This is a genomic window from Cysteiniphilum marinum, assembly GCF_014857925.1.
Lineage (GTDB): Bacteria > Pseudomonadota > Gammaproteobacteria > Francisellales > Francisellaceae > Caedibacter > Caedibacter marinus.
The window spans coordinates 22,949-35,855 of sequence record NZ_JACYVZ010000026.1 but is presented as its reverse complement, the minus strand read 5'-3'; the positions used below and the strand labels follow the sequence as shown (position 1 = coordinate 35,855).

Here is a 12,907-nt window from a genome sequence, read left to right as displayed (position 1 = left end):
TCACAACCATCAAGGACTACTCGCAACACGTTGCTGCGTTCCTCCTTGACAGTTGCTCTGTTTATTCTAGCAATAACACATTACATCAATATTAAATTTAAATTGACACAGTTTTATGAACACTCCCAATTAGTATTGTTAAAATATGCTTTAAGCTCTTTAAATGACCTTGCAAACGAATGTGGTGAGATCATAAATGGTGTTGATCTCAGCTCTTTAATCTCATTGATTAAACGTTCATGATCGGAGAGTTTCAGCAGTAGATGGTTTGTTGCTTTAATGATTTCTTGTGCTTGTTGTTGTGCCTCTTTGAGTTTATTAATACCACCATGCACACGTTTAAATAGTGCAATACCATGACTCAAATCACGAATAGATTCTGGTTGACTGGTTTCTTCAAAATAAGATAGTTCATGACTTAGTTTATGTCTTTCATTAATCAGTTCAGTTTGATATTGATAGAATTTCTGGAGTACGAAGTCTAATTGTTTGGCAAAAAAGGCATATTGTTTTTGGCTAATATCAGGCTCATATATCCTAAGCTTAATATCGTGTAATAGTGTTTGTGTAATGTGTAAATCAGTATTGAAATCATTTAACAAGGCATCATAATGCGCTGCCATCATCGTTGGCTGATTATTATCTTTAAGTTGTTGTGCAAATACCATATGTGAGAAACAAATAAACAAAACTATGCCAGTAAGTCCATGACAAAACATACGCCAGAGGCGAAAGCGTAGAACATAAGCTAATTGCATGATCAAAGAGCGATTATTTAAATTCTTTCTTAATTTTGGCGCCATCAGCATTTACCTTAGGTGCTTCTTTTCTTGTGCCGGTTTCCTTATTGGTTGAGAACTTCAATGGACATCCAGGAAGCTGATATTTCCCTGCTTTGACAATCATATCACGCTCTTTAACAACTTTAAGATTAAGGGCTTGATTGACATTATTAATAGGTCCTGCGGGAACGCCGGCTTTAACAAACTTATCATACCAGTTAGCAACAGTATCGTTACCAAGCGACTTTTCAAAGGCAGCTTTGATAAGATCATTATGTGCTAAGCGATCTTTATTGCTCTGGCATTTTGGATCATTTTTTGGTAGATTAAGTCCCATAACATCACAAGCAGAAGCAAAAAGCTTATCAGTTGCCGCACAAATAACAATATCATCATCCTTACATTTAAAGGTGCTAAAGGGTGAGATATTAGGGTGTTTGTTGCCAATTCGGCTGGGGATTTTATGCAACATTTTATCAGAGACAACATCACTTTCTAAAAATGACAACATCGCATCAAACATGGCAATATCGATTTGGCAACCTTTGCCTGTTTTTTCACGCTGATAAAGCGCTGTGGTAATTGCCGAGAAGCAATACACACCAGCAAGCATATCAGAAACTGAGGGACCTGCTTTAATTGGTGGACCATCAGGCTCACCGGTGACACTCATAAAGCCACTCATCGCTTGAATTAGTTCATCATAGGCAGGTAGCTGTGACATCGAGCCAGATTGTCCAAAGCCTGAGATAGAGGCGAAAATTACCCGAGGATTAATCTTACAAAGCGCATCATAATCAAGACCAAGCTTAGCCATGGTGCCTGGGCGGAAGTTCTCAACCACAACATCGGCCTGTTTGATAATATTTTTAACAAGTGCTAGATCATTATGATCTTTAAGATTAACACCAACACTTTCTTTGCCTCGATTAACTGTTTCAAAATACATGGAAATACCATCGATAAAGGGACCGAATTGGCGTGAATCTTCACCAACTTCGGGGCGCTCAAGCTTGATTACTCTGGCACCTAGATCGCACAATAGCATCGTGCAAAAGGGTCCTGATAACACATGGGTAAAATCAGCAATTAATAATCCGTCAAATGGTTTCATCACAAACTCCTTGTTTCTTTGTTAGCTTTTGACAAGTTTGAGTATAGATAAAAAAAATTGCTTTGCTGATATTTTTTATATTTTAAATCATGCTAAGTGCTTTTAGATAGATTTGGCAATCGTTTGCCCCATATTAATTTTGCCCGCGATGTTCGCTTGCCATGTGATTTTATTCTCAGGGAAAAGTGTAATAATCGTTGAACCAAAATTAAATAAACCAATCTCATCACCTTTATTAAAATGCAAGTTTTGCTCAGAGTAATCAAAGTGTGTCACTTTGCTGTAATAGTTAGGTGCAACTAACTTATGCCAAACGGTTTCAATTCCTGCAACAAGCATTGCACCCACAAAAATAACGGCAATTTCACCAATAGCAGTATCAAAGTAACAAATCAGGCGTTCATTCTTGGCGAAGAGTCCATCGATATTTTCCGCGGTTAACTCATTGACTGAGAATAATTTGCCTGGAACATAAGTCATGCGTGTAAGCCTCCCATCAATGGGCATATGCACACGATGATAATCCGAAGGGGATAAATAAATTACTGAAAAATCAGTATAGTTTTCTTTCGCCGTATCCGCTGTAAGTGCTTTTAATGAGAAATATTTGCCTTTGGCTTGAATTAATTTGTCTTCGGTGATTTTCCCCGCTTGCGTGATTTTACCATCAGCTGGCGAGATAATACTGTTATCGTTTGGATCAATAAGGCGCGCTTCTGGTTTTAATTTGCGGGTGAAAAAATCGTTAAAACTAGCATAGTCTGTCGGATCGTCAATTAACGCGTCAGTTAATTCGATATCAAAACGTTTCATCGCAAGGTGAATTAATTTATTTTTAATTGTAGGGTTTTCACAGTTAGCAAGCTTACCGGCAAGGCGTGATAAACAGGCTTGAGGTAATATTTTTTGAAGCGTTAGAAATAAGGTATCTTTAAACATGCAGTATTAAGCGATATATTTTTGGCTGGCATTGTAAATTATTTTACATCTGCCAGCCACTGATTTATTGTAAGCAGGTTTTTTAAGGTAAATGGGCTTTTTTAAGGGTGAGTTTATGAATATTAGTATTTTTGATTTGTTTTCTATTGGTGTAGGACCGTCATCATCACACACAGTGGGTCCAATGCGCGCAGCCTTTCGGTTTTTACAAAAACATCAAGCTGCATTGCAAGAGACTAAGCGTTTTACGATTGAACTTTTTGGGTCACTAGCATTGACAGGAAAAGGGCATAAAACAGATTATGCATGTATTTTGGGATCTGCAGGCTTTGAGCCACATAGTATTGATATTAATGCGGCTGCACTTTGTTATGATCAGATTCTTAAAAGCAAAAAGATGAAATTATTGGGGTCTTATGAGATTGATTTTGACTATACGGCTGATCTGATATTTCACTATAATGAGGCGCTGCCAGAGCATGCTAACGGTATGTTGTTTACGCTATGGGATGCGCAAGGCAAAAAACTTGATACATTAAAGTATTTTTCTGTCGGAGGGGGATTTATCTTGGATGAGCATGAGATGCATTTACACAATGATCCAGCTCCCGTTGATGCGCACGCCGTACCTTATCCATTTGCAACGGCTAAAGAGTTGTTGGATCTGTGTGAGAAATACCAGATGAGTATAGCCGACTTAATGATGGCCAATGAATGCGTGTTGCGTGATAAGAATGAAGTTGAAGAAGGTGTGCTTGCGATTTGGCAGGTGATGGATGAGTCCATTGAAAACGGATTGCAAACAGATGGTGAACTTCCAGGAGGGTTATCAGTTAAACGTCGCGCATATAAACTTAAAACACGTTTGGAGGAATCGCGTTTAGATATCAAGGATCTTAATTGGCTTAATGTTTTTGCCATTGCTGTTAATGAAGAGAATGCCGCCGGTGGCAAGGTGGTTACAGCACCAACCAATGGGGCGGCAGGCGTGATTCCTGCTGTATTAAAACATCATGTGCTAAGCCATCCCTTCACCACAAAAAAAGAGATTATCGATTATTTGTTAACAACGGCGGCTATTGGCATTTTATTTAAAAAAGGGGCTTCAATTTCAGCAGCCGAAGTAGGCTGCCAAGGTGAAGTGGGTGTTGCATGCTCAATGGCGGCAGCGGGGCTTTGCGCACTTCTAGGCGGCAATGTTGAACAAGTCGAAAATGCCGCTGAGATGGGCATGGAGCATAATTTGGGGTTGACCTGTGATCCAATTGGTGGTTTGGTACAGATTCCATGTATTGAGAGAAATGCCATGGGTGCAGTACAAGCAGTCAATGGTGCTAAGCTTTCACTACTAGGCGATGGTGAGCATCATGTGAGCTTAGATCAAGTGATTCAGACGATGAAAGAAACAGGTAAAGACATGTCCACTAAATACAAAGAAACATCACTTGGTGGCCTAGCCGTGAATTTACCAGCATGTTAGAAATATAGTAATTATGCATAGAATATGGAAGCTAAGACTAAATGTTCACCCACGAGTGCTCACCGTACCCTGAGTGTAAGCCGAAGCGATGTACTGAGTATCAGTCGAAGTGGGTAGCTTTGGAAAATCATACTTCATAAAGGCTTCGACTTACGCTCAGGGTGCGCTTACACAATCAAAGTGGGCAGGAATATGGTCATGGTCAATATGGAACGTTAAAATACAAAAAAATTGATACAAGAAGCGTCAATGTCTGCTATACAAAGGGTTTAACTTTGTTTATTCTAACAGTCAATATCTTTGGAGAAAAATTACAAACAGGGAGAATACAATGCAAATACTATCCACGAATGTCTATATTGGACCAAATGTCTATGCCAACTTTCCAGTCATTAGACATGTTATTGACTTGGGTATTTTAGAAGAGTGGCCATCGGCAAAGCTCGGTGCTGATTTTATTGATGCCTTGATTGAGGCGCTTCCGGGACTGAAAGAACATGGTTGCTCTTATCGTGAGCCAGGTGGTTTTATACGGCGCATGCGTGAGGATGAAGGTACATGGATGGGGCATATTTGGGAGCATGTAGCGATTGAGCTTCAGGATGTTGCAGGTAGCAATGTAAGCTTTGGTAAAACGCGCAGCACTGGTGAGCCAAGACAATACAATATGGTGTTCGAGTATAAGCAAAAAGATGTTGGTTTGCAGGCGAGCTTCTTAGCACGTGATTTACTGATCTCACTTTTACCTCAAGAGCTGCAGCAAGCACTTAATGTGGATCTTAAAGATTTTGATTTTGAAGAAGAGAGGGTTCGCTTTATTAAGTTTGCCCAAAGCAAAGAATTTGGTCCAAGTACGGGATCATTAGTAGAAGCCGCGACAAAGCGCGATATTCCGTACATTCGATTAAATGACCAGTCTTTAGTGCAATTCGGTCATGGCAAGTATCAAAACCGTATTCAAGCGACCATTACCGGTGAAACTAAACATATTGCCGTTGAGATATCTTGTGATAAAGAACAAACCAACACCATTTTAAATGGTTTGGGACTCCCTGTACCTAAGCAACGCAGCGTGCGCCACGAAAGTGATGCATTATCCGTTGCCCGTCACTTAGGTTATCCATTGGTTGTTAAGCCATTAAACGGTAATCATGGTCGTGGTATAAGCATTAATATTCAAGATGATGAAGGTTTAAAACAAGCATATGCATTGGCAAAAGAGCATGGTCGTTGGGTTGTTTTAGAGCAATATATTGAAGGTTTTGATCATCGCATGTTGGTCGTTAATGGTAAATTAGTCGCTGTGGCAAAACGCGTTCCTGGACATGTCGTTGGTGATGGTAAGCACACGATTGCTGAGCTAATTGATACTGTCAATAAAGACCCAAGGCGCGGTGTCGGGCATGAGAAGGTATTAACACGTCTTGAGCTTGATCATCAAGCATTAACTCTATTAGAAAAAGCCGGACTCACAGCAGAGAGCATTTTAGCAAGTGGTGAGATTTGTTACTTGCGTAAAACAGCGAATCTTTCAACCGGTGGTACGGCAATTGATTTAACCGATGTAGTGCATCCGGATAATCGTGAGATGGCAGAGCGTGCGGTCACTGCGATTGGTTTGGATGTTGGTGGGGTTGATTTCCTATCCCCTGATATTACCCAATCTTATCAAGAAATCGGCGGAGGTATTTGTGAGGTTAATGCAGCACCTGGCTTTAGAATGCATGTATCACCAAGTGAGGGATATCCACGCGATGTAGCAGGTGCAGTGATGGATATGTTATTTCCTGATACAGAGCGTGCGCGTATTCCAATTGCAGCAATTACTGGTACCAATGGCAAAACAACGACAACACGCATGGTTGCTCATATGTGGAAGATTGCTGGTAAATGTGTGGGCTTTACCACAACAGATGGTGTTTATGTTAACGGTAAATTAAGTGTCGCAGGTGATATGACAGGACCTAAGTCCGCACAAATGGTGTTGCGTGACCCTAATGTTGATGTGGCTGTGTTTGAAACGGCACGTGGTGGTTTGCTTAGAAGTGGTTTAGGTTATGATTATTGCAATGTTGGCGCTTGCATTAACATTGCCGAGGATCATATGGGGCTCAAGGGTATTAATACACTAGAAGAACTAGCAGAAGTGAAACGTATCGTAACTGATGCAGCACGCGATGTCGCTGTATTAAATGCTGATGATCCGCATTGCTTAAAATTATCTGCTTATACACAAGCTGAGCACATTATGTATGTGACGATGAATCCAGAGCACGCATTGGTCAAAGAGCATATTCGTGCAGGGGGCAAGGCCGTTGTCATTGAGAAAGGGGTTAATGGTGACATGATCACCATCTTTGATAATCATATTCACATGCCGGTATTATGGACGCATTTGATTCCTGCAACAATGGAAGGGCGAGCAGTTCACAATGTACAAAATGCTATGTTTGCCGTGGCAATTGCTTATAGTATGAATATGAGCCTAGATGATATTAAAAATGGACTCAGAACCTTTACAACTTCGTTTTATCAAGCACCAGGACGTATGAACTGGTTTGATGAACATCCATTTAAGGTCTTAATGGACTATGGTCATAATCCAGCGGCTGTTTTGGCAATGGGTAAGTTGGTTGAACAGATTGATACTAAAGGCATCAAAACCTGTGTGATTGCAGCTCCTGGGGATAGACGTGATCAGGATATTGCTAATATTGCTAAGGCGGTAGCACCTTATTTTGATCAATTTATCTGTAAGCAAGATGATGGTTTAAGAGGGCGTAAATCTGGTGAAGTTCCACACAAATTAAAAGAAGCATTGCTAGAAGCTGGAATTTCTGAAAATAGCATTCAGATTATTGAAAGCGAGCAAGAAGCAGTTGATCATACATTACAACATGCTAATGTTGGTGATCTTTTGGTGGTGTTTGCAGATAATATCAAACGCACGTGGAAGCAGATTATTCATTTCAATAAAGAAGATGAGGCTTCTGAAAATACAGCCACAACGAAGACGAATACAACGATTGAATTAAGCAAAAACCATGGTTTGGCACAAGAGATTGTACAGATGATGCAAGGTGGCATTATTGCCGATGAGCGTGGTGTGCGCCTTGTTGCTATTGTTGAAGAAGATGCCGATTAAGTAGGTGTAATGATGCATGAAATTCCTGAAGGTTATTCAAGGCGTTTAGTTGGGCCTAATTTGTTTTTTAATGAAACCGGTGTTGTGCTTGATATTCCGCTTAAGACAAATCAAGAGGTACTTATTAAACTATGGCAAAAAAATTGTAAGCGACTGCTGCCTTTATTTGGTTTCTCTGAATATAAGCTAGCACATAAGGCGTATAGCGAGGGTTTGCGTTTAGCGTTTACTGCACCGTGTGATATCTTGCTTGCCAGTTGTGATGTTATTGATTACACATGGCAAGCAGCATGTTATGAATTCTTAAATAATGACGTTTTGGTATTGAATGAATCGCAAAAGGCAAGCTTACTTCAAGCAATTCAAGAAGAGCAAAACCTTGCCTACCGTATACTGTATGTTAATGCCAAATCACATGGTTTAAATATCTTTAGAGAAAAAGATCATGCTTATGTAGGTTCTGGTGTTGGTCGTTATAAATTATCATTATTAACCGATGATTATTTATCGCTACCATGGCAGGATATTTATGATATTCCACAGGCCATTGTTACCGGAACCAATGGCAAAACAACAACAGTGCGTTTGACGAATTTTATCTGTCAGCATGCTGGTAAGGTAAGTGGTTATGCTTCAACGGATTGGGTTGCTATTAATGGTGAGATTATTGATCAAGGCGATTATTCAGGACCTACGGGACATCAATTTGTGCTCACCAATCCAAGTGTTGAAGTAGCTGTTTTAGAATCAGCGCGTGGTGGATTGTTAAAACGTGGCTTGATAGAAACACAAGTTTCAGCAGCAACGGTCACTAATGTTTCTTATGATCATATGGGTGAGGATGGTGTTGAAACCTTAAACGATTTGTTTGATGCCAAATGCATTGTTTATCGTGCGTTAGCCAAAGAAAATAGTTTTGCCGTGATCAATATGGATGATGTGCTTTTGCGCGAGGTGGTTAACCAACTAAAAAATCCTAGAATTTTAATAAGCCAAACAAAAATTTCACCTTTGGTGTTAAATCAATTAACAATAAATGATCATGCTTGTTATGTTGCTGATGATTGTTTTATCTGGTGGCACCAAGGTAAAGAAAAAACATTAGCTAATGTTAATGATGTGCCGCTAACGATGAATGGTCATGCAAAACATAATATTGAGAATGCTTTACATGCAATAGCTTTGGCTTTTGCATTGGGTATTGCTTTTGAGAAAATAATAGCGGCGTTATGTGCTTATCAAAATACAGAGAAAGAAAATCAAGGGCGCGCTAATATCTACACACTCAAATCAGGTGCAAAAGTGATTATTGATTTTGCGCATAATCCAGCAGGATTTAAGGCGATTTTATCCTTGGCTCAAGCGTATCAAACAAAAGACGGTAAGCTTAGTTTGTTGTTTGGCACAACGGGAGACAGAATCAATTTGATTGATGATAGCTCAAAAGTAATTGCTGAGTATAAGCCGCATGAGATTGTAATCAAAGAGCTTAAGAAATATTTGCGTGGTGCTAATGAAGGAGAAATTCCCATGAAAATTGCAGCATCACTAGTTCGTTTTGGTCAGGAAAAAGATACAATACGTTTGGTTGAAGATGAGTTGTCTGGGGCAAAGTTGCTATTATCGCAATTGCAACAAGGTGATGTGTGTGTCTTGTGTTGTCATGATCATATTGCTGAGATTGGGGCCCTAGTGAAGACATATTGTGATTGACTATTTGATAACTATATTACTAACTAACGCTCTAGTAATAACCCCTTGTAGGGGCTTACGTTAGGCATTTAAGAAAAAGAGAGGAGTGAGAATGCCCGCACCAACAGTTTCAGGTATTAAAAGAGGATATATTATTCCAATTGGTGGACGTGAAGATAAATTGGTTTCACCCAAGGTTTTGCAGCGATTCGTTGAATTAGCAGGTGATAAAGATGCCTATATTGTCATAATTCCAACGGCATCTAAGCTGCCAGATACGGGCAGCGAATATATCAAGATTTTTAAGTCTCTTGGTGTTAAAGATGCGGTAAGCCTTGAGATTCAAGCACGTGCTGATACCGATAATGAGGATTATCTTCAGCACTTTGAAAAAGCAACGGGTATCTTTATGACCGGTGGTAATCAGCTACTGTTATCAACCGTGCTTGGTGGCACTAAAGTGGCACAAATGATTCGTCGTTGTAACGCCAAGGGTGTGCATGTAGCAGGCACCTCGGCAGGTGCTGCATTTATCTCTGAACATATGATTGTCGGTGGAGCCACTGGTTTTATGCCACGCTATAATATGGTCAATATGGCGCCAGGCTTAGGGCTAACTAACAAAATACTCGTTGACCAACATTTTTCGCAACGAGATCGTTTGGGACGCTTATTAACGGCATTATCTTATAATCCCTTTGTAACTGGTGTTGGAATTGATGAAGACACGGGTGCCTTTCTCGCTGATGATGGCGTAATTGAGGTTGTAGGCAGTGGCGCATTAACGATAATTGATATGTCACATATTGAGCACTCATCAATGCCGCATGCGCGCGATGATGATCCGATTAGTTTGGTAGGCATTCGCATGCATCTCTTACTTGAAGGCAGTAAATATGACACAAATGCGCATGAGGTTGAGGTTGTTAATTAATCGCAAGGATGGGGTTTGGAATGCAAAAAGAGCAAAAGGTGCAGAAGATGCAAAAGATTATTATTCATGGCGGATGTGGTGCTAGAGAGGATAAAAATACCCCTTTTAGTGATTATCATGTGCACCTATTAACCATTATTGAGGAAGCCTATGCCTTTCTTAAAACCTATGATAATGCCTTAAAAACTGCTGTTTTTGCAGCGAAATTATTAGAGGATGATCCACTATTTAATGCCGGTACGGGCTCGCGTTTGCAGCAAGATGGGCAGGTGCGCATGTCAGCTTCAATTATGAATGGTGCAAAAGCCAAATTTGCAGGCGTGATTAATATTCAAAATATCCAATATCCAAGTGAAGTGGCTTTAGCACTTTTAAATGAACATCACAGTGTGCGTGCAGCTGATGAGGCAACGCGCTTTGCGCATGAGACATTAAAAATGCCCGAGTACAACCCAATAACTGAGCACCGTTATCAAGAATATCTTGAATTAAAAAAAGGCTTAACAGGGACTATTGGTGTTGTCGTACTAGATAGTCAAGGCAATATTGTTGCATTAACTTCAACAGGCGGGGCAGGCTTTGAAGTGCCAGGTCGTGTGGGCGATAGTCCGACCGTTGCTGGTAACTACGCATCAAACATTATGGGGATATCGTGCACTGGTATTGGTGAGCATATTGTTAATCAAGCCGTTGCAGCAAAAGTCCATACGCGTGTTAAAGATGGTATACCTTTGGATGAGGCGGTTGCTAAAAGTATTAAAGAAAGTGATGCTTTGGATGATTATGTTGGATTGATTGCATTAGATCAAAAGGGCAATATTTCGACTGGTTCAACTCAAGTCGCACAAACATTATTTGCTTATCATGATGGTGAGAAAGCTAAAACTTTTTATGAGTAAATAACCGAAGTTGCATAATTTCAATCATGTGATATATTCTTAATGTATCAATTATAACAAGGAGATGCTATGCAACAGGGTAATCAAAATAACTTTTGGGATGCCGTTGGTATTCCATCACGTGGTGAGCGTCTCTATCAGGCAATTCATGAGGGCTTTAGCTGTGAGGTTTTTAGCAAATTGGCTGATATTTCTGGAATTGAGAAAAACCAGCTCGCTAAAATTACCACAATAGCACCGGCTTCACTTAATAGAAGATATAAATCAGGTTTTTTTACTGAAGCTGAAAGTGATCGATTATATCGCTATGCAGAAGTTTATAAATCAGCTTTGAATTTATTTGAAGGACACCACCAGAAAGCACTGCATTGGCTGATGTCTCCAGTTAATGGATTGGGTGGTAGAAAACCGATTGAGATGCTTAGGACATCTGCTGAAACAAAAGCAGTACTTGATCTCATCGGCAGACTTGAGCATGGCGTTTTTGTATGAGCAAAGTATTTGCCTATAGATTGGTGAAAAGCAAATTTGCACAAGATGCATTTACTGGTGATGGTGCCAGAATATATGGAGGAAGATGGAATAATAAAGGACGTCCTTGCGTATATTGCGCAGGCTCAGAATCTCTCGCAATATTAGAAATATTTGTTCATTTAGAGAACTATGCTATTTTACCAAATTTCACACTATTTCAAATTGAGTTGCCAAAGTCAGAGATTAACTATTTAAAGCCTGAGTTATTACCACATTCATGGCAAGATCAACCTGCACCGCCTGAAACAGCAGATATTGGTGATCAATGGCTTAAGCGTTGTGAGTCCTTAATATTGGCTGTACCAAGCGTTATCGTTCCAAGAGAGTACAATTATATTCTAAACCCATTGCATAAAGGATTTGCAAAGGTAGTCAAAAAGGCCAAAGTATTAGACTTTAGCTTTGATACGCGATTAGCAAAGTAAATATTTCACTTTACCCGCCCCAAACCATTTTGCAGTATTTCTGCCATTGAATTTCTTCGACATCAAACACCACAGAATGATTTACGATGGGCATATAAAAAATTTGCTTTTTATCATTGACTTAAATTTGATAGTGACTATCATTAACTTCATTACTTGCAAATGACAATTATTATCGTTTAAATCAAAGAGGTTTTTATGGACACAAATAAAATTCAAACAGCATTAAGAGCAAGACAATTAACCAAACAGAAGCTATATGGTGTATTAGCAACGCAATCTGTCGCAATGCCTGGCTATCCTTTTGGTTCATTGGTGGCGTATGCGTTTGATACTGATGGTGAAGTGCTTGTTTATATCAGTAAACTCGCGCAGCATACACGCAATGTTGCCAAAGATGACAAAGTGTCATTAACGATTATTGAAGATGAAAAAGAGGATATTCAACAAGCTGGACGTGTCACGATTTTAGGACGATTAAATCGTTTGGAAGATGGAGAAAAGGTAGCAAGTATTTATACACGTTTTTTCCCAGAATCAAAAGATTATCAAGACAAAACCCATGATTTTCACTTTTATAAATTACACATTGAGAAAGTACGTTTTATTGGTGGTTTTGGTGATATTAATTGGGTGAGCAAAGAGAATTTCTGTATTGAGCAGGTATTTAAAAATGAGGAGATTAATGGTGCTATCAAACATATGAATGAAGATCATAAAGATGCATTGTCACTTTATTGTCAATGTGCAGGTATTGCCTTAACAGAAGATAGCACGCTTGAGATGGTCTACTTTGATCAAGAAGGCATGTGGTTGCAGAGTAAATATAAAAATCACTATATTCCATTTGATCATGATGTGACAAATCTTTCGATGTTAAGAGCGGTGCTTGCAGCGATGTCAAAAAAGGCAAGACAGCAAATAGCGAGTAATGAAGAAGCATTAATGGAAAAGGCAGTTTAG

General features: G+C 39.5%; 11 protein-coding genes. 8 read left to right on the top strand and 3 right to left on the bottom strand.

Going from position 1 to position 12,907, the window contains the following annotated elements; genetic code table 11:
* Window positions 1-113: 113 nt before the first annotated feature.
* From IE867_RS10625 to asd, 3 genes are all read right to left on the bottom strand, one after another.
* Complete coding sequence (locus tag IE867_RS10625) at window positions 114-803, bottom strand: hypothetical protein (RefSeq protein WP_192484705.1); 690 nt, start codon at window positions 801-803, stop codon at window positions 114-116.
* Complete coding sequence (locus IE867_RS10620) at window positions 772-1,896, bottom strand: CaiB/BaiF CoA transferase family protein (protein ID WP_192484704.1); 1,125 nt, start codon at window positions 1,894-1,896, stop codon at window positions 772-774. The genes IE867_RS10625 and IE867_RS10620 overlap by 32 nt, the downstream gene beginning before the upstream one ends.
* Window positions 1,897-1,998: 102 nt before the next feature.
* The gene (gene asd / locus IE867_RS10615) at window positions 1,999-2,835 is read right to left on the bottom strand and encodes an archaetidylserine decarboxylase (protein WP_192484703.1); all 837 of its coding nucleotides are present in this window, start codon (window positions 2,833-2,835) and stop codon (window positions 1,999-2,001) included.
* Between the two features lie 115 nt (window positions 2,836-2,950).
* Between asd and IE867_RS10610 the strand changes: the two genes are divergently transcribed.
* The 8 genes from IE867_RS10610 to IE867_RS10575 all read left to right on the top strand — a co-directional run bounded on the left by IE867_RS10610 (window position 2,951) and on the right by IE867_RS10575 (window position 12,907).
* The gene (locus IE867_RS10610) at window positions 2,951-4,315 is read left to right on the top strand and encodes an L-serine ammonia-lyase (RefSeq protein WP_192484702.1); all 1,365 of its coding nucleotides are present in this window, start codon (window positions 2,951-2,953) and stop codon (window positions 4,313-4,315) included.
* A 331-nt stretch (window positions 4,316-4,646) separates the two neighbouring features.
* Window positions 4,647-7,460 (top strand): cyanophycin synthetase, encoded by a 2,814-nt coding sequence (gene cphA / locus IE867_RS10605; RefSeq protein ID WP_192484701.1) that lies wholly within the window; start codon window positions 4,647-4,649, stop codon window positions 7,458-7,460.
* A gap of 9 nt (window positions 7,461-7,469) precedes the next feature.
* Window positions 7,470-9,173 carry a Mur ligase family protein gene (locus tag IE867_RS10600; RefSeq protein WP_225630031.1) on the top strand — a complete coding sequence of 568 codons (1,704 nt, stop codon included), beginning with the start codon at window positions 7,470-7,472 and terminating at the stop codon, window positions 9,171-9,173.
* A 91-nt stretch (window positions 9,174-9,264) separates the two neighbouring features.
* Window positions 9,265-10,086, top strand: a complete 822-nt coding sequence (locus IE867_RS10595) for a cyanophycinase (protein WP_192484700.1) — start codon at window positions 9,265-9,267, stop codon at window positions 10,084-10,086.
* A 47-nt stretch (window positions 10,087-10,133) separates the two neighbouring features.
* Complete coding sequence (locus tag IE867_RS10590; RefSeq protein ID WP_192484707.1) at window positions 10,134-10,985, top strand: isoaspartyl peptidase/L-asparaginase; 852 nt, start codon at window positions 10,134-10,136, stop codon at window positions 10,983-10,985.
* A 69-nt stretch (window positions 10,986-11,054) separates the two neighbouring features.
* The gene (gene parS, locus IE867_RS10585) at window positions 11,055-11,477 is read left to right on the top strand and encodes a type II RES/Xre toxin-antitoxin system antitoxin (RefSeq protein ID WP_192484699.1); all 423 of its coding nucleotides are present in this window, start codon (window positions 11,055-11,057) and stop codon (window positions 11,475-11,477) included.
* Window positions 11,474-11,944, top strand: coding sequence for an RES family NAD+ phosphorylase (locus IE867_RS10580; RefSeq protein WP_192484698.1), 471 nt, complete (start codon window positions 11,474-11,476; stop codon window positions 11,942-11,944). Before parS ends, IE867_RS10580 begins: the two co-directional genes overlap by 4 nt.
* 198 nt (window positions 11,945-12,142) lie before the next feature.
* Window positions 12,143-12,907: a HugZ family pyridoxamine 5'-phosphate oxidase gene (locus IE867_RS10575; RefSeq protein WP_192484697.1), complete on the top strand. Its 765-nt coding sequence runs from the start codon at window positions 12,143-12,145 to the stop codon at window positions 12,905-12,907.